This window comes from Natronococcus sp. A-GB1, from assembly GCF_029688845.1.
In the GTDB taxonomy this organism is placed as follows: domain Archaea; phylum Halobacteriota; class Halobacteria; order Halobacteriales; family Natrialbaceae; genus Natronococcus.
Map to the genome: position 1 here is coordinate 63,566 of NZ_JARUKW010000019.1, position 16,331 is coordinate 79,896.

Annotated in this window: 18 protein-coding genes and 1 pseudogene; 16 read left to right on the top strand and 3 right to left on the bottom strand. The window is 66.9% G+C overall.

The genetic code is table 11. The features are described from left to right. Positions 1-66: 66 nt before the first annotated feature. From QA600_RS19020 to QA600_RS19035, 4 genes are all read left to right on the top strand, one after another. Positions 67-540, top strand: coding sequence for a universal stress protein (locus QA600_RS19020; protein ID WP_278293501.1), 474 nt, complete (start codon positions 67-69; stop codon positions 538-540). Between the two features lie 50 nt (positions 541-590). Further along, the gene (locus tag QA600_RS19025; RefSeq protein ID WP_278293502.1) at positions 591-1,430 is read left to right on the top strand and encodes a 16S ribosomal RNA methyltransferase A; all 840 of its coding nucleotides are present in this window, start codon (positions 591-593) and stop codon (positions 1,428-1,430) included. A 79-nt stretch (positions 1,431-1,509) separates the two neighbouring features. Continuing rightward, positions 1,510-2,676 carry a mechanosensitive ion channel family protein gene (locus QA600_RS19030; protein WP_278293503.1) on the top strand — a complete coding sequence of 389 codons (1,167 nt, stop codon included), beginning with the start codon at positions 1,510-1,512 and terminating at the stop codon, positions 2,674-2,676. Then, entirely contained in the window at positions 2,677-3,270 is a 594-nt protein-coding gene (locus QA600_RS19035) for a HemK2/MTQ2 family protein methyltransferase (protein WP_278293504.1), read from the top strand. Between the two features lie 27 nt (positions 3,271-3,297). Here the strand turns inward: QA600_RS19035 and QA600_RS19040 are convergent, their stop codons facing one another. Further along, the gene (locus tag QA600_RS19040; protein ID WP_278293505.1) at positions 3,298-3,483 is read right to left on the bottom strand and encodes a hypothetical protein; all 186 of its coding nucleotides are present in this window, start codon (positions 3,481-3,483) and stop codon (positions 3,298-3,300) included. A gap of 135 nt (positions 3,484-3,618) precedes the next feature. On the opposite strand from QA600_RS19040, the gene QA600_RS19045 reads away from it, so the two are divergent. Genes QA600_RS19045 through QA600_RS19055 form a run of 3 tightly spaced genes read left to right on the top strand, consistent with a single transcriptional unit; the run spans position 3,619 to position 4,542 of the window. Then, entirely contained in the window at positions 3,619-3,708 is a 90-nt protein-coding gene (locus QA600_RS19045) for a hypothetical protein (RefSeq protein ID WP_278293522.1), read from the top strand. 3 nt (positions 3,709-3,711) lie between these two features. After that, positions 3,712-4,200, top strand: coding sequence for a PQQ-binding-like beta-propeller repeat protein (locus QA600_RS19050; RefSeq protein ID WP_278293506.1), 489 nt, complete (start codon positions 3,712-3,714; stop codon positions 4,198-4,200). A gap of 57 nt (positions 4,201-4,257) precedes the next feature. Continuing rightward, positions 4,258-4,542 carry a PQQ-binding-like beta-propeller repeat protein gene (locus QA600_RS19055; protein WP_278293507.1) on the top strand — a complete coding sequence of 95 codons (285 nt, stop codon included), beginning with the start codon at positions 4,258-4,260 and terminating at the stop codon, positions 4,540-4,542. Positions 4,543-4,572: 30 nt separating this feature from the next. Here the strand turns inward: QA600_RS19055 and QA600_RS19060 are convergent, their stop codons facing one another. Beyond that, the gene (locus tag QA600_RS19060; protein WP_278293508.1) at positions 4,573-5,400 is read right to left on the bottom strand and encodes a VOC family protein; all 828 of its coding nucleotides are present in this window, start codon (positions 5,398-5,400) and stop codon (positions 4,573-4,575) included. Between the two features lie 159 nt (positions 5,401-5,559). On the opposite strand from QA600_RS19060, the gene QA600_RS19065 reads away from it, so the two are divergent. The 7 genes from QA600_RS19065 to QA600_RS19095 all read left to right on the top strand — a co-directional run bounded on the left by QA600_RS19065 (position 5,560) and on the right by QA600_RS19095 (position 13,634). After that, on the top strand, positions 5,560-6,564 hold the full coding sequence (locus QA600_RS19065; RefSeq protein WP_278293509.1) for a 5-methyltetrahydropteroyltriglutamate--homocysteine methyltransferase: 1,005 nt from the start codon (positions 5,560-5,562) through the stop codon (positions 6,562-6,564). Further along, positions 6,561-7,634, top strand: a complete 1,074-nt coding sequence (locus tag QA600_RS19070) for a methionine synthase (RefSeq protein WP_278293510.1) — start codon at positions 6,561-6,563, stop codon at positions 7,632-7,634. Before QA600_RS19065 ends, QA600_RS19070 begins: the two co-directional genes overlap by 4 nt. Before the next feature lie 111 nt (positions 7,635-7,745). Then, positions 7,746-8,774, top strand: a complete 1,029-nt coding sequence (locus tag QA600_RS19075; protein ID WP_278293511.1) for a hypothetical protein — start codon at positions 7,746-7,748, stop codon at positions 8,772-8,774. A gap of 218 nt (positions 8,775-8,992) precedes the next feature. Next, a complete protein-coding gene (locus QA600_RS19080) occupies positions 8,993-9,607 on the top strand; it encodes a nitroreductase family protein (protein WP_278293512.1) in 615 nt (204 codons plus the stop codon). A 172-nt stretch (positions 9,608-9,779) separates the two neighbouring features. Beyond that, positions 9,780-11,195: a TIGR00366 family protein gene (locus QA600_RS19085; protein WP_278293513.1), complete on the top strand. Its 1,416-nt coding sequence runs from the start codon at positions 9,780-9,782 to the stop codon at positions 11,193-11,195. A gap of 5 nt (positions 11,196-11,200) precedes the next feature. Beyond that, positions 11,201-12,625, top strand: coding sequence for a TIGR00366 family protein (locus QA600_RS19090; protein ID WP_278293514.1), 1,425 nt, complete (start codon positions 11,201-11,203; stop codon positions 12,623-12,625). A 52-nt stretch (positions 12,626-12,677) separates the two neighbouring features. After that, the gene (locus tag QA600_RS19095) at positions 12,678-13,634 is read left to right on the top strand and encodes a carbohydrate kinase (protein WP_278293515.1); all 957 of its coding nucleotides are present in this window, start codon (positions 12,678-12,680) and stop codon (positions 13,632-13,634) included. Between the two features lie 2 nt (positions 13,635-13,636). Here QA600_RS19095 and QA600_RS19100 read toward each other — a convergent pair whose 3' ends face one another. Continuing rightward, the gene (locus QA600_RS19100; RefSeq protein ID WP_278293516.1) at positions 13,637-14,461 is read right to left on the bottom strand and encodes a hypothetical protein; all 825 of its coding nucleotides are present in this window, start codon (positions 14,459-14,461) and stop codon (positions 13,637-13,639) included. 208 nt (positions 14,462-14,669) lie between these two features. On the opposite strand from QA600_RS19100, the gene QA600_RS19105 reads away from it, so the two are divergent. Together QA600_RS19105 and QA600_RS19110 are read left to right on the top strand one after the other, a co-directional pair. Next, positions 14,670-15,746, top strand: a complete 1,077-nt coding sequence (locus tag QA600_RS19105; protein WP_278293517.1) for a TrmB family transcriptional regulator — start codon at positions 14,670-14,672, stop codon at positions 15,744-15,746. Between the two features lie 144 nt (positions 15,747-15,890). Beyond that, positions 15,891-16,331 (top strand): annotated as a pseudogene (locus QA600_RS19110) (twin-arginine translocation signal domain-containing protein); the annotation flags it as partial.

Sequence of the window (16,331 nt, forward strand, 5' to 3'; positions counted from 1 at the left end):
CGGCCGCTCGGCACCGCAACTGCGTTATCCAGTACGTTTAACATAGAAACGTGAGAAGTAGCAGCAATGCTTTCCACGATCCTGCTTCCGGTTGGAACGAGTGATAGCGCACGAGTCGACGACCTCGTCTCACATGCGATCGACGTCGCCGAGCCGGCCGGTGCCACGGTCGTGGTGGCACACGTCGTCGGTGCCGACGAACACGACGTCGACGGCCAGAACTACCCGTACGCGGTCGCACAGATCGGGTTCGACGTACAGAGCCGGGACCTGCCGGCGGAAAAGATCGCGGAGGATCTCGAGCCGATCGGCGAGATCGTCGATCGTCTGGAGGAAGCCGGCGTCGACGTCGAAATCAGGGCAGCCGTCGGCAACCCCGAGTCCGAGATCCTCCGGATCGCCGAGGAGACCGGCGCTGACAACATCGTCGTCGGCGGCCGAAAGCGCTCACCGGCGGGGAAGGCCGTATTCGGCAGCACCGCACAGAAGATCATGCTCAACGCGCCCTGTCCGGTTACCTACGTCCGTGACCGGTCCTGAACGCGGCTCGAGACGGTGCGTTTACACCGAACCCGACACTAGCCTCGGCAATGAGAGATCCAGACGGGCTGATCGCGCGCGCGGGCGTTCGCGGCGATCCCGACCGCGACCAGCATTTCCTCGTCGACGACCGCGTGCTCGATCGCCTGCCGACCTACCTCACCGAGATCGACGCCGACACGAGCCACCTCCTCGAGATTGGTGGCGGGACGGGAGCGTTGACCGATCGGCTGCTCGCCGTCGCCGATCGGGTGACCGTCGTCGAGCGCGACCGCGAGCTCGCGGCCTTTCTCCGTGAGGAGTTCGCCGAGGAGATCGACGACGGACGACTAACCGTGCTCGAGGGCGACGCCCTCGAGGTCGACCTCCCTGACTTCTCGGCGTCGGTTTCGAACCTTCCGTACGGCGTCTCGAGCGAGATCACGTTCCGACTGCTACCCGAGAAGCGCCCCCTCGTCCTGATGTTCCAACAGGAGTTTGCCGAGCGGATGGTCGCCGATCCGGGGACATCGGAATACGGGCGGCTCTCGGTGTCGACCCAGCACTACGCCGAGCCCGAACTCGTCGAGTCTATCCCCCGAGAAGCGTTTTCGCCACCGCCAGCGGTTCGAAGCGCCGTGGTTCGGCTCGAGCCCCGTGAGCCCGACTACGCGGTCGACGACGAGGCCTTCTTCCTGCGGTTCGTGAAGGCGATGTTCACCCAGCGCCGGAAGACGATCCGGAACGCGATCCGGAATACGGCCCACATCACGAACCTCGGTGCCCCCGACGCGGTCGTGGAGGCGGCCGACGACGACCTCCTGCAAAAGCGTGCTGACGCCATGACGCCGTCGGAGTTCGCCGAACTGGCGACGCTGGCCCTCGAGGTGGGCGAGCCGGTGGACGGCTAATCCAATCGGAACGGCTCACGAAACGAACTGACCGACGGATACAGGTAGCTGGATCGCCGACTCGCTCGAGAACGGAACGATGACCGAGACGACGGGACTGGACTGGCTGGCCGATATCTTTCAGGCGACGCCGCTCCGGATCGCGGTGACGCTTGTAGCGATCGGTGCGCTCGTCGCCGTCGTGCTCTCGTTTCAGCGCCTCCAGGAACGACTCGAGGAGCGGATACGACCGCTGTACAGCGACATCGTCTCGACGGCGGTGTTGGTCGGAACCTTCCTGCTCGCGCTCGCGACGATCGTCGGCGTCTGGGGACAGACCGATCAGCTTCGGTTTATTGCCACGGAGTACGATATCGGCGGCGACGCCGTCGCCCGCGCAGTCGTCACGTTCGTCATCGCCGTCTCCGCGCTGATCGTCACGCGGGTCGTCCACCGCCTGATCGACGAGGTGCTCGGATCGGCGTCAGCGGTGACGGACCACCAGCGCGAGGTTACCCACCGGCTCTCGCAGGTAATCATCCTCTCCGTGTCGGTGATCGTGATCCTCGCGCTCTGGATCGACGACCTGGGCGGGCTGCTCGTCGGTGCCGGCTTCCTCGGCATCATCATCGGAATGGCCGCCCAGCAGGTACTGGGGACGATCCTCGCCGGGTTCGTCCTGATGTTCGCCCGACCGTTCGAGATCGGCGACTGGATCGAGGTCGAGGGCGATCAGGGGATCGTCACCGACATCTCGATCATCAACACCCGCATCCGGTCGTTCGACGGCGAGTTCATCATGATTCCCAACGACGTGATCGCCTCGGAAGTCGTCACGAACCGCTCGAAGCAGGGCCGACTCCGGGTCGAGCTCGACGTCGGCGTCGACTACGCTGCGGACGTCGAGGAGGCTAGCGAACTCGCGAGGGAGACCGTCACCGACCTCGAGAAGTCGATCGACGCCCCCTCGCCACAGGTCGTCACGAAGGCGTTTGGCGACTCGTCGATCGTCCTCGGAGTTCGCTTCTGGATCGACAAGCCGAGCGCCAAGCGCCACGTCGAGGCCCGGACGGCGGCGATCAACGCGATCAAGGCCGAGTTCGACGACGCGGGTATCAAGATCCCGTACCCACAGCGCGAGCTTTCGGGACGGGCCGAAACCGGGGGCTTCCGGGTTGCAGACGAGGGCGAACCGGCAGCGATGACGCGGACGGATCGGGAACCGACCGACGACCGACGGCAGACGCCACCACAGGAGGGCGAATAAATGGATCTGAGCGAACGACGCGGTCTCGAGACGAACGTGTATCAGCCGGCAGAGGACTCCGAGTTACTCGCCGAGGCGGTCTGCGAACGGCTGTCAAGCGATTCGTACAGTGGCGACGGCGAACGGATCGTCCTCGAGGTCGGCACCGGCTCGGGCTACGTCGCCGACCGGATCGCCGCGGAGACCGACGCCCGCGTGATCGCCTCGGACCTGAACCCCCACGCGGTTCGACAGGCCCGCGAGAAGGGACTCGAGGCCGTTCGCGCCGATCTCGTCTCGCCGTTTGCCGACGAGGCCGTCGACGTCGTCGCGTTCAACCCGCCGTACTTACCGACGGACCCAGACACCGAGTGGGACGACTGGATGGAACGCGCCCTCTCGGGCGGCGAGGACGGCCGTGCGATCATCGACCCGTTCCTCTCGAAGGTCGACCGTGTACTCGCTCCCGACGGCGTCGTCTACCTGCTCGTCAGTAGTCTCACCGACGTCGACACAGTGGTCGAGCGTGCGGGCGAGGCGGGCTTCAGCGCGGCCGCCGTCGCCGACCACTCGTTTCCGTTCGAGACGCTGACGGTACTCGAGCTGTTTCGCTGACGGTAGCGAACGGAAAGCACTTGCTCGCTACGCCAGCAGGGGGAACACGATGACTCCCTCGCGACGCGCGTTTCTCGCGGCTGCCGGCTCCGGCAGCGCGTTGCTCGCCGGCTGTTCGCAGTTTACGAGCGACGAGACCGACGAATCGCTGGAGCCCCGCGAACCGCCCCAGTCGGGCTCGACGAACTCCCCGACCCGAACCGCCACGTCCACGGCGCCGACGGCTCGTGGTCGAGTTTCGGTTGTAACGCAGCCAACACGCGAGCCGTCGGGGACGGCAAGGCGCCGGTCGACGGCGTTTCGGAACGCTGGCGCGTCGACGTCTCGGAGATCGGCTTCGCTGAACCGATCGTCGCCGACGGGCGCGTCTACTTCGTCGGAAACCGGGGGCTGCGCGTCCTCGACGCCGACGACGGAACCGAACTGTGGACGCTCTAGGACGTGGAGAAACCGCCGCTGATTCTGGAGGAGATCGCCTACGTCTCGACGTACGAGGGTGTCTTCGCCCTCGAGGCCGACACCGGCGACGAAATCTGGAGCCGGGAGCTGGACGCGCCGGGCAGCGTTACGGCGCCGGCGACGATCAGGGGCCACGAGGTGTTCTGTGGCGTCGGTGAACGGATTCTGGAACTCGACCCCGGGGACGGCTCCGAGCGCTGGCAACGCGACCTCCTGGGTCAGGTTCTCGACCACCCGGCCTACGCGGGTCCTCGCGGCGTTGCCGTCGCGACCGAGGCCGGAATGGTGTACGTCCTGTACGACGGCGTCGCGCACGCCCGGTGGGAGCTACCGGCCCGTCCAAGCGGTCCGCCGACGGCGGACAAGGACGTCGTCTACGTTCCGTGCCACGACGGCGAGACGTACGCGCTGACGGTCGACGACACCGGCGATACCGTCTCGGAGACGGCCTGGTCCGCGGAAACGGGATAGGTCTCGACGGGGCTCGCCGTCGCGGACGACCTCGTCCTCGCCGTCGCCGGAAGCACGTTGCGCGCGACCGATGCGGACTCCGGCCAGCAGCGCTGGGAGTTCGGGATCGGCGACTCGAGCCGGATGGCGCCGGCCGTCGGCCGCGAGACGGTGTTCGTCGGCGGCGACCGCCTCTGGGCGCTCGACCCCGCGCCGACCGGCGATCCGAGCGACGGGCCGGCAGTCCGGTTCGAACGCGAGTTCGAGGGCTCCGTCGGTCGTGGACCGGTGCTCGACGACGGCGTGCTCTACGTCGTCGCGGACGTCGGCGACAACGAGGTCGCGCTGATGGCGCTCGAGTAGGCGGCGACCCTCGGGTACGATTCGCCGTCCTCAGACCCGTTCGACGACGCCCAGTCGCCGACCCAGGAGTTCGGAGTCGAAGAAGGCGACGCGACCGTCGGGCCACTCGAGGGGGTCGCCCAGCGGATACGTCTCGCGTGCGGCCGTGAGGTCGTCGGTCGCGAGGAGGCAGCTACACGGGCCCTCGGGAAAGCGCTCGAGCCGATCGGCGAGCCAGCCGTCCTCGCTCGCGGCGAACGCGACCGGCTGGCCGGGGACGGAGGCGACGGTACCGAACTCCGGAACGTCCTCACGAACTGGCGTCGGGAACCGGTAGGCGGCCTCGAACGTCTCGACCGCGTCCTCGAGATCCGAGACGGCGAGGACGACCTGATCGATCCCCGAGAGCGGCCCGTCGGCGACGCTCGGCGAGGGCTCGACCCGGTACGAAAGGGGTGTCCGATCTGCGATAGCGAACGGGAACAGCAGCCGTCGATCGGGTCGGCCGAACTCCGCGCGGTCCCACTCGACGAGGGTACCGTCCTCGCGCTCGCGACCGCCAGGCAGGGGACCGCGAACCGGGATGCCGCGCTCGAGCAGTCGCTTGCACTCCTCGGTGACGTCGGAAACCCGGACGCACCACGCCGCTGGCCCCGCGTCGGCGCGAATGTGCTCGGGCCAGAAGTCGTGGTCGCCCTCGTCGCGTTCGGCGATGAGTTCGACGTACGATCGGTCGTCGAAACCGAGGACGGACATGTGGGTGACGCCGTTGTCGTGGGCGCCGCCGTACTCGGGCGCGAGGCCGAGTCGCTCGAACTCCGCGGTGATCGCCTCGAGATCCGCGAACGCGAACGGGACGTGGTCGACGGTGAGAGCCATACCCGCGATCGGTGGGCCGAGAGCATAACTCCCGCCACTGGTCCGTGTCGTCGTCGCCGGCTACGAATAGGTCGAGCTCGAAGCACCTGCAAGAATTACTGCCACGTATCAAGCGGTATGGAAAATATTAAGCATCGGCATAGCCTAGCCGCGCTCACGATGACCGAATACGTCTCGACCACGCCGGGGCTCTTCCCGCTCCCGGACTGGGCGAAAGACGACCTCTCGGACCTGAAGGGACACCAGAAGGGCGACCTCGTCAGCGGCGACGAGGGCGAGGAGATCACCGCGGCCTACGACGAGGCTCGCGAGGAAGTGATCGGTGTACAGCAGGAGGCCGGCCTCGATCGAGTCAGCGAGGGCCAGCTCCGCTGGGACGACATGCTCGCCCACCCGCTGGCCGTCCACGACGCCGTCGACACCCAGGGGATCGTCCGCTACTACGACAACAACAACTTCTACCGCGACCCCGTCGTGCAGGGCGACCTCGACTTCTCGGGTGACGTCGCCCAGGAACTCGAGGCCACCGCGGAGCTTGCGGGCGACGACGACCTGCAGGCCGTTCTGCCCGGCCCCTACTCGCTGGCCGACCTCGCGACCGACGAGCACTACGGCGACGACGAGGAGTTCCTCGCCGCGGTCGGCGAGTTCCTCGCTGGCGAGGTCGACGCCTTCCCGGACCACGAGACGCTGTTCCTGCTCGAGCCCTCGCTCGTCGAGAACGCTCCCGAGGACGGCGTCGACGAGCGCGCCAGCGAGGCGATCGACACCGTCGCGAGCGCGACCGACGCCGACGTCGTCGTCCAGCCCTATTGGGGTGCGCTCGAGGAGAAGGTGTACGCTCACCTGCTCGACGCCGATATCGACGCGGTCGGCTTCGACTTCGTCGCGAACCAGGACGACAACGTCTACAACCTCCAGGAGTACGGCGCGACCGACCAGCTCTCGCTCGGGCTGGCCGACGGCCAGAACACCCTCGTCGAGGATCCGGAAGCGATCCGCGACCGCGTCGACTGGGTGTACGACAAGGTTCCCGTCTCGGAGTTCGAGACGGTGTATCTGACGACGAACACGGAGACGTTCTACCTCCCCTACGCCAAGTTCGAGGAGAAACTCGCCGTCCTCGCCGAAGCCGCGGACCTCGCGGAGGTGAAAGCCGCATGAGCAACGAGAACAAGGATCAGTTCCGACCCGAGAACCACGAAAACGACCACTTCCTGCTGACGACCGTCGTCGGCTCCTATCCCAAGCCCAAGTGGCTCAACCGCGCGAAGGAGCTCTACCAGGATCCCGACCACAGCTTCGACGACGACGACTACCAGGAGGCGCTCGACGACGCCTCCCGGCTCATCACGAACGAACACGAGCGCGCGGGCCTCGACGTCGTCGTCGACGGCGAGATGCGGCGCAACGAGATGGTCGAGTTCTTCGCCCACCGGATCGAGGGCTACGAGTTCAACGGCCCCGTCAAGGTCTGGGGACACAACTACTTCGACAAGCCGAGCGTCGTAAGCGAGGTCAAGTATACGGATAGCTGGCTCGTCGACGAGTACGAGTTCGTCGCCGAGGCGAGCGACCGCCCCGTCAAGGTCCCGATCACGGGCCCCTACACGCTGGCGAACTGGTCCTTTAACGAGGCCTACGACGACGACGACGAGCTCACCCTGGCGCTCGCCGACCTCGTCAACGAGGAGATCGAGAAGCTCGTCGACGCCGGCGCCCGCTACATCCAGATCGACGAGCCCGCGCTCGCGACGACGCCCGACGACCACGCCATCGTCGGCGAGGCCTTAGAGCACATCGTCGCCGACATTCCCGAGGAGGTCCGAATCGGCCTCCACGTCTGTTACGGCGACTACTCCCGCATCTACCCCGAGATCCTCGAGTTCCCCGTCGACGAGTTCGACCTCGAGCTCGCCAACGGCGACTACGACCAGCTCGACGTGTTCAAGGATCCCGAGTTCACCGCGGATCTCGCGCTCGGCGTCACCGACGTCCACGTCGGCGAGGTCGAGTCCGTCGAGCAGATCGAGGAGAACATCAAGAAGGGACTCGAGGTCGTTCCACCCGAACAGCTCGTCGTCTCGCCGGACTGCGGCGTGAAGCTGCTCCCCCGCGAGGTCGCCTACGGCAAGATGGCGAACATGGTCGAGGCGGCCCGCAACGTCGAGGCCGCCCTCGACGCGGGCGAGATCGACGTCGAACGCGGCGAGCCGGCGCCAGCCGACGACTGACGGCTCGAGCGACGGGCAGCGATTTTTAGCCGAACGGATGGGAGCGTTTCGACGCCCGCGGGTTCCGCTTCCAAGCTCAACCGCTTTTCCGCTGGAGGGTGAACGAGGGGTATGGAGAACCCGCTGTCGACGGATACGCTCAGGGGCCGAACCGGCGAGAGTCGGATCGCCCACTGGATCCTCCTCGACGCGAACCGGTGGCTGCTCGCGGGACTCCTCTCGGCCACGGCGTTCGCACTGCTCGTCGCGCTCGGAGCGATCGCCCTGCCGCTCCGGGAGATGATGGCGAACGGCTCGCCGGTAGATACGGCGTTCCAGGCGCTGATCGCCGCAACCCTCACCGGGGTGACGCTCGTCGTCTCGATCAACCAGCTGGTGCTCTCACAGGAACTCGGTCGGCTTGGCGACCAGCAGGCGTGGATGAACGAGGCGATGGAGTACCGACGCAGCGTCGAGGAGCTGTTCGGAACGGTCGGTCCGCCCGACCCCTCACAGTTCCTGCAGGCGCTCGTAGAGACGAGCAGCGAACGAGCCGAGGCGCTCCAGGAGACCGTCGCCGACAACGCAGACGAGAGGCTTCGGCGTCGAACCGATCGGCTGGTCGAGAACGTCTGCCGAAACTCCCAGGAAATCTATTCGCAGCTCGAGACCTCCAGGTTTGGCGAGTTCGGCGTTCTCCGGTCGGGGTTGAACTACAACTACTCCTGGAAGATCTACGCGGTGCGGCGGCTTCGACACGAGCACGAGGACAGCCTCGGGGACGAGGAACTGGAGACCTTCGACGAACTGATCGACGTGCTTCGGCTGTTCGGCCCTGCTCTCGAGCACTTCAAGTCGCTGTACTTCCAGTGGGAGCTCGTCCGCCTCACGCGCTCGATACTGTACGCCGGGCTGCCGGGTGTGGTCGTCGCGACGGCGACGGTACTGTACCTCGAGCCGGACTCCGTCCCCGGGACGTTCCTCGGCGTGGACAACATGGTGTGGGTCGTCAGCGCCAGTACGACGATCACGCTCGTGCCCTTCTTCCTCCTCGCGGCCTACGTCCTGCGAATCGCAACGATCTCGAAGCGAACCGGTTCGCTCGGGCCGTTCATCCTTCGGCAGGCGGAACGGACGGACGCGATCGACTGGGAGAAATGATGGTGTCGGTGGCGCGAACGTCGCCCAGCCGGCACCCGTCGACCGTAATCGTGCGCCTGTAGTTTCTTTCCGCTTGGGAGCGTAGCAGCGTTCGTAAGGCGCTTCGGGCAGCGCTACCGATGCCGAGAGTGCCGTGAACACGAGCCGACGGCAGCAACGTTACCGGGTGACCCGAGCGTCCGGGAACGGTCATGTGTCGCGAGCGTCTTCACCCGAGCATGCAGGAGTCTACCGAGAGACGCGAGATCCGAGACGAGGTCGCCGACCACCGCGAGCCCGACCACGAGATCGACCCGCTGTTCGTCAACCGCTGGTCGCCCCGTGCAATGACCGGCGAACCGCTCGAGGAGGCCGAGTACCTGCCGGTGTTCGAGGCCGCCCGCTGGGCGCCGTCGTCGTTCAACAACCAGCACTGGCGGTTCGTGTACGCGACCCGTGAGGACGAGGAGTGGGAGACGTTCCTCGACCTGCTGGTCGAGGGGAACCGGGCGTGGGCGACCGACGCCGCCGTGCTCTGTGTGGTCGTCTCGAAGACGACGTTCGACCACAACGACAAACCCGTCTCGGTCCACTCCTACGACACCGGCGCCGCCTGGCAGAACCTCGCGCTCGAGGCCGCCCGCCGCGAACTCGCGGTCCGCGGGATGGCCGGCTTCGACTACGAGCAGGCAGCGGCGGAACTCGACGTTCCCGAGGAGTACGAGGTCGAGGCGATGTTCGCGCTCGGCGAGCGCGCCCCACCGGAGACGCTCGGGGACGACTACCGGGACCAGGAGCAGCCAAGCGGGCGCAAACCGCTCGAGGAGACCACCCACCGGGGCGGGTTCAAGTAGGTCGTACGTCCCGCCAATCTCGGATCGGAGAGCCGGCAACACTCCGAATCAGGCTGTATCTTTTTGCGGCTTCGTGAGACGGTAGCAAGCAGATAACAGTGCCGAATCACGACCGCTATCGTCGAGCCGGTTCGGAGCGACGGGCTCCGAAGGCAACCGCCCGGATCGAACGATGAGTGCGGTGGGATCCGGCGTCTTCGGGCGCTTTTTCACACAACTGGGCGAGGTCTCGAGCAGGCTGATCAAGCGGTTCCTGCCCGACGCGTTCATCTTCGCGCTGCTGTTGACCCTGCTGACGATGGTCATCGCGGTGGTCGTCACCGACGAGGGCCCGGTCGGCGTCGCGACCCACTGGGGAGAGGGGTTCTGGGAGGTTATCACGTTCTCGACGCAGGCCTCCCTCGCCCTGCTGACGGGGTGGGCGCTCGCCGACTCGCCGCCGATCAAACGCGGACTCCGACGGATCGCCTCGATCCCGAACAGCCAGACCCAGGCGATCTTCGTGGTCGCCCTCTGCGGCCAGCTCCTGGGGCTGTTCCACTGGGGCGTCGTCCTGATCGCCGGGGCGATCCTGGCCCGTGAGGTCGGAATCGCGATGGCCGAGAAGGGGACCGACGTCCACTACCCGCTGCTCGTCGCGGCCGCCTACGCGGGACTGTTGCCCTGGCACCAGGGGCTCTCCGGCGCCGCACTGTTACTCGTCGCGACCGACAGCCACTTCGCCGAGGAGACGATGGGCGTCATTCCGGTCTCGGAGACGATCTTCCACCCGATCAACCTCGTGCTGGTCGCCGCCGTCGTCGCGGTCGTCGTCGTCCTCATGCCGCTGATGGCACCCGATCGGGAGAACGTCACGACCGTCCCCGAAGAGAAGTTGCGGGCCGCTCGGGGCGAGGGCGCGCAGGGCGGCGACGTCGGCGAGCGTCCCCACCGGCTGCGGGACTCGCGGCTCAAGGCGGCCGTGCTCGACAGCACGCTGGTCTGTGTCGGCGTCGGCGCCGCTATCTGGGCCTACCTCCTCTATCTGTTCTCGACCCAGCCGTTCATGGACGTCCTCGACATCAACGTCCTCATCACGGCGATGTTTGGGCTGGGTTTTCTCGCGCACATGTCGCTGCGAAGCTACATCGACGTCTTTCACGAGGCGATCCGCGGGGCCAGCCAGATCATCATCCAGTTCCAGTTCTACGGCGGAATCATGGGGATCATGGTGTTCTCGGGGCTGGTCGAACTGATCGCGAACACGGCCGCCCACTACGCCACCGACACGACGTGGTACGCGCTCGTGTTCGTCTCGGGCGGGATCGTCAACTTCTTCGTCCCCTCCGGGGGCGGCCAGTGGGTCGTGATGGGCGAGATCTACGCCTCGGCGACCCAGTCGATCGAGGGCACCGAGATGAATCACATGATGATCGCGTTCGCGATGGGTGACCAGTGGACGAACATGGTCCAGCCGTTCTGGGCGATCCCGGTGCTCGGCATCGCCGGACTCACCATCCGTGATATGATGGGGTACGTCGCCGTACTGTTCGTTTTCTCGGGGATCGTGATGGGAACCGGTGCGCTCATGATTGGGGTACTCGGGTGATCACGATGGCGGGAGAACCAACCCCAGCCGAGGACGAGCTGCCCGCCGACGGGGCCGACGCTGCCGAGGCTGACCGCGAAACCGAGACCGATCTCCGAACCGCGTTCGTCCCGACGTTCGGAAAGTACTTCCCCGAATCGCTGGTCGGCGCGCTGTTGCTGGCCGTCCTCGCGATGGTCGCCACCGTTCCCGAACTCGAGGCGACGACCCAGCTCGAGCTGCTCGGCGGCGGGTTCTACGTCTACGACCTGTTCGCGTTGCACATGCTGTTGCTCCTCTACTGGATCCTCAGCGCCTCCGCCGTCGAGTCGCCGCGGGTCGGCGCCGCCTTCGACCGTCTCGCGGCCTCGCTGCCGACGAGTCAGGCCGGCGTGATCTACGCGACGGCAACCGTCTCGCTCGCGCTCGGCTGGCTCAACTGGGCGCTGGGCCTGATCGGCGGCATCCTGCTGGGCCAGCGGCTCTGTCGGCGCGCCCGCGAGAGCGGCACTGCGGTTCACTACCCGTCAGTGCTGACCGGCGGGCTGCTGGCGCTGGTCGTCGCCAACCAGGGCCCCTCGAGTCCCGGCGCCCTGATCGCGGCCGACGACACCGGGCTGGCGAACTTCATGGTCGACGACGTCGGGACGATCGGGATGAGCGAGTTCCTCCTCCACCCGGCGAACCTCGCTCCAACGATACTGTTCGTCCTGACGCTGCCGCTCTTGCTGGTGTGGCTGGCGCCCGACGACGACGGCGAGATCGAACCGCTCGAGGACCGGGACCGCATCCTCGAGGGCTCGATCAGCGAAACCTTCGACCACTACGCGCCCGTTCGCGATCCCGTCGACTGGGAGCCCGGGGACCGCCTCGAGAACGCCGAGTCGCTGACCTGGATCGTCGTCACAATCGGGATCGCCTCGCTGGGGTGGCACTTCGGTACCGGCGGCGCGTTGACCCTGCCCTGGCTGGCGTTCGGTTTGGTCGTGGTCGGACTCGCCGTGCAGGGACCGCCGATGGCGTTTCGTGAGAAGACCGAGGACGCGACACGGTGGGCCAACCACATGGCGATCCCGTTCCTGCTATACGCGGCGACGTTCGCGCTGTTGACGGAGGCGGCGCTGTACGCGCCGCTTGGCGACGCGCTGACGGCGACCGGGCTGCCGTACGTCGGCTCCTACGTCGCCGCGTTCACGCTCGGCCTGCTGGTGCCCGATCCCGGTTCGCTCTGGCTGCTCCAGGGGCCCGCGGTGGCGGCGGCGGGAATCGACGGCGTGCCCGCGCTGGTCGCGACGATGTACGGCGCCGGCGTCTCGAACCTCTGGCTCGCGTTCCTCTTCGCAAGCGTGCTCTCGATCTACGGCTTCGACTGGCGGGAGTTCGCGACCTACGCCGCCGTCGTCACGGCGTACGTCTCGGTCGTCGTGATCGGCCTGCTACTGATCTTCTGACCGGGCGCCCCGCTTCGCAATACATTATCACCCGGCGGACGAACGGAAGCCCATGACTCGCGACATTCTGGTCGCCGGCGAGACGCTGATCGACTTTCTGCCCGAGCATCCGGGGCCGATCTCGAGCGTCGAGCGCTTCGACCGACGGGCCGGCGGCGCGCCCGCGAACGTCGCCGTCGCCCTCGAGCGCCTCGAGCGGACGCCGCTGTTCTGGACCCGCGTCGGCGAGGATCCGTTCGGCCGCTACCTCGTCGAGACCCTCGACGAACACGGGCTCCCGGACCGCTTTCTCGAGCGCGATCCCGACGCGAAAACGACGCTCGCGTTCGTCACCCACGACGAGACGGGGGATCGGGAGTTCTCGTTCTACCGCGACGACACCGCCGACACCCGCTTCGAGCCCGGCCGAATCGACGACGCCGCGCTGGCGAACCTCGAGTGGGTCCACGCCGGCGGCGTTGCCCTCTCCGCGGGCTCCTCGCGGGAGGCGACGCTCGACCTGCTCGAGCGGGCCGCCGCCAACGACTGTATGGTCTCGTTCGACCCGAACGCCAGACCGGAGCTGTGGCCCGAGGACGAGTTTCGCGAGGTCGTTCGGGAGGCGCTGGCCCACGTCGACGTACTGAAGGCCGCTGAGGAAGAACTCGAGGTGCTCGGGTTCGCCGGCGACGACGTCGAAGGGATGGCTCGCAACGCCCTGGCCCTCGAGGGTGGGCCGTCGACGGTCCTCGCGACTCGCGGCGGCGAGGGCGCGGTCGCCGTCGCCGACGAGGACGCGCCGTGGTCCGGACCCGCCAGCCATCCCGGGTACGAGGTAGACGTCGTCGACACGACAGGAGCGGGCGACGCCTTCGTCGCCGGTGCGATCGCGTCGCTCTCCGACGGCGAGGATCTCGAGGAGACGCTCGCGTTCGCCAACGCCGTCGGCGCGACCGCGACGACGGCCGCGGGCGCGATGACGGCGCTGCCGGATCGCGGGGCGGTTCGGGCGATCAGGGACGCCGAGTAGCGCTACCGCTCCCGGTCGAACGTAAACAGCCGGACGTTACAGTCCGGACAGTACAGCTTTTCCGACGGCAGCGAGCCGATCGGCGTCACCTCGCCACAGCAGGTCGCCTGCGTAATTTCCAGGGACTCCTCACAGAGCGGGCACGTCTCGAGTAGCGAGCGCAGCGGTCGGCCTGCCGCGCGGCGGATCGCGGGGTCGTCGACCCGCGACTCGAGGGCGCGTGCGGCGCCGAGTTCGGCGACCGCGATCTCTCGACGGAGGGTGACGATGCCGCCGCCCTCGCCCTGCAGGACGAGGTAGGACCGACCGAAGCTGCTCCCGACCCAGACGTCGGTTTCGGGCGCCGTGTGTCGATCGGCGAGCCGGGCGAGTGCCTCGAGGTCGTCGTCGCGCAGCGACCGCATCTCGTCGCGCCAGGCCGATCTGAACGCGGGCTCGAGACGCAGCTCCTCGCCGTCGGGGACGACGACATCCGCCTCGACCAGCGCGGCGAGAACCGCTTCGCCGGAGACCGCGTCGTCGCCACCAGCCTCGTCGCTGCCGGGGACGCCCGAGAGCGAGCCGGGTTCGTCGGCGTCGTGGGGGTCCAGCGAAAGCACGGCCGCGAGCTGCGGCGCGAAGCGGGGCGTGTACGGGACGACGTAGCCACGGAGCCCGATCGAAGCGATTCCGGCGATCCCGACCGCGGCGGCCAGTCGGCGGCGGCGGATCAGAGCGAGCGCAGTGGCGGCGACCGCGACCAGCGCACCGTTGGTGATCGTACAGGGCCAACATCGGTTCGAACCGGTATACTCGGGGCGTCGAATCCGCTCGAGGAGGGAGGTCATACGGTCGCGTTCCGACCGAATCGCCTTCAGTGTAGCGACAACGAGAGTCTTTTTTACAATTACTGTTGTATATCACTCCTATGCGACGATCGGTCACACGATACAGGGGGCGCGTTCGATGGGGGGCTAATGGCTGTTCGCGAAGGATTCGATGCGGATCCCCGTCTGATCGATACGTTCGACGAGTGGCCCGTCCGGTGGTCGCCGGATGAATCCCGACGAGCTCGTGGCGACCCTCGAGGAGGCGGGGCTTTCGCCGTACCAGGCCGACGCCTTCGTGACCCTCCTCGAGCGTGGCTCCGCCTCCGCAACGGACGTCGCCCAGGCGAGTTCGGTGCCGGACCCGCGGATCTACGACGTGCTCCGGGGGCTCGAGGAACGCGGCTACGTCGAAACGTACGAACAGGAGAGCCTTCAGGCGCGGGCGCGTGACCCCACGGAGGTCCTCGAGGACCTCCGGTCGCGGGCGACCCGTCTCGAGAGCGCGGCCGACGAGATCGAAACCCGATGGACCCGCCCCGACATCGAGGACCACGCCGTCAGCATCGTCAAACGGTTCGACACCGTCCTCGCCAGGGCGGACGAACTCGTCCGGTCGGCCGACCACCAGGTGCAGATCGGGCTCACTCCCGCGCAGTTCGACGCGCTCGAGGGTGCACTCGAGGCGGCCCGCGAGAACGGCGCCAACGTCAAGGTGTGTCTGTTTCCCGAAACGGCCGAGGAGTCGTCACTGCCGTCAACCGAGCGTCTCGCCAGGACGTGTACCGAGGCCCGGTACCGCCGGATCCCCGCACCGTTCGTGGCGCTCGTCGACCGCTCCTGGACGTGTTTCGCCCCGAACAGACACTCGGCGAACGAGTACGGTGTTCTCGTCAACGACCGCACCCACACCTACGTCTTCTACTGGTACTTCAGCACCTGCCTCTGGGACGTCTACGAGCCCGTCTACTCGGCCCGGGACGATCGACCTCCGACCACCTACGTCGACATCCGCGAGTGTCTGCGTCGAGTCGAGCCGCTGCTCGAGGACGGTCGGCGCGTCGAGGCCACCGTCGAGGGGTTCGAGACGGACACCGGCCGCGAGATCACCGTTTCCGGCACGATCACCGACATCACCTACTCCGGAACGTCCGGCGACGATGGAGGTTCGACACCGATCACCCAGTTCGCGGGGAAAGCCGGCTTCACGCTCGAGAGCGGGACCGAGAGCTACACCGTCGGCGGTTGGGGAGCGATAATCGAGGACGTCGAAGCGGTCCGAATCGGGATCGATCCGTCGGCGTAACCGCGATCGGTCGTGCCGATTGCCCGCATCGCGGCGGCTCGAGGATCGATTCGGCCTTGTTCCCCGGCGCGGCCGAGAGAAGTTAACTACAGCCGTTGTACTAACCCAGCAATTATAAATAGGTACAATTCAATACTCTCGTTCATGAGTGGTAGATATTCACGGGGGAGTACCGAATCCGAATCCAGCGTCTCGCGGCGGACGTTCGTCGCCGCGGCCGGTGCAACCGGCGCGACGGTCAGCCTCGCCGGCTGTATCTACGGCGACAGCGACGACGACGGCGACGGCGTCGTCATCGCGATGGGGTCGACCACCATCGACGACGTCGAGGACGGGATGCCCGACCTGCTCTACGAGAACGGGCTGGACGAGGACATCGAGATCAGCTTCAGTTCCCAGTCGGACGACACCGGCGACCAGCGAGACACCTACTCGCAGCTGATCGAGGCCGGCGAGAGCGAGCCGGATCTCATGATGTGTGACACCGGCTGGACGAACGTGCTCATCGAGAACGGCTACCTTGCGAACCTCTCGGAGGAGCTCGACGACGAAACGCTGGAACTCATCGACGAGGAGTACTTCGAG

Excerpts from the sequence above, each read along its gene's own strand:
- QA600_RS19020 (WP_278293501.1), top strand. The coding sequence starts at position 67 with ATGCTTTCCACGATCCTGCTTCCGGTTGGAACGAGTGATAGCGCACGA.
- QA600_RS19025 (WP_278293502.1), top strand. The coding sequence starts at position 591 with ATGAGAGATCCAGACGGGCTGATCGCGCGCGCGGGCGTTCGCGGCGAT.
- QA600_RS19030 (WP_278293503.1), top strand. The coding sequence starts at position 1,510 with ATGACCGAGACGACGGGACTGGACTGGCTGGCCGATATCTTTCAGGCG.
- QA600_RS19035 (WP_278293504.1), top strand. The coding sequence starts at position 2,677 with ATGGATCTGAGCGAACGACGCGGTCTCGAGACGAACGTGTATCAGCCG.
- QA600_RS19060 (WP_278293508.1), bottom strand. The coding sequence starts at position 5,400 with ATGGCTCTCACCGTCGACCACGTCCCGTTCGCGTTCGCGGATCTCGAG.
- QA600_RS19065 (WP_278293509.1), top strand. The coding sequence starts at position 5,560 with ATGACCGAATACGTCTCGACCACGCCGGGGCTCTTCCCGCTCCCGGAC.
- QA600_RS19070 (WP_278293510.1), top strand. The coding sequence starts at position 6,561 with ATGAGCAACGAGAACAAGGATCAGTTCCGACCCGAGAACCACGAAAAC.
- QA600_RS19075 (WP_278293511.1), top strand. The coding sequence starts at position 7,746 with ATGGAGAACCCGCTGTCGACGGATACGCTCAGGGGCCGAACCGGCGAG.
- QA600_RS19080 (WP_278293512.1), top strand. The coding sequence starts at position 8,993 with ATGCAGGAGTCTACCGAGAGACGCGAGATCCGAGACGAGGTCGCCGAC.
- QA600_RS19085 (WP_278293513.1), top strand. The coding sequence starts at position 9,780 with ATGAGTGCGGTGGGATCCGGCGTCTTCGGGCGCTTTTTCACACAACTG.
- QA600_RS19090 (WP_278293514.1), top strand. The coding sequence starts at position 11,201 with ATGGCGGGAGAACCAACCCCAGCCGAGGACGAGCTGCCCGCCGACGGG.
- QA600_RS19095 (WP_278293515.1), top strand. The coding sequence starts at position 12,678 with ATGACTCGCGACATTCTGGTCGCCGGCGAGACGCTGATCGACTTTCTG.
- QA600_RS19100 (WP_278293516.1), bottom strand. The coding sequence starts at position 14,461 with ATGACCTCCCTCCTCGAGCGGATTCGACGCCCCGAGTATACCGGTTCG.
- QA600_RS19105 (WP_278293517.1), top strand. The coding sequence starts at position 14,670 with ATGAATCCCGACGAGCTCGTGGCGACCCTCGAGGAGGCGGGGCTTTCG.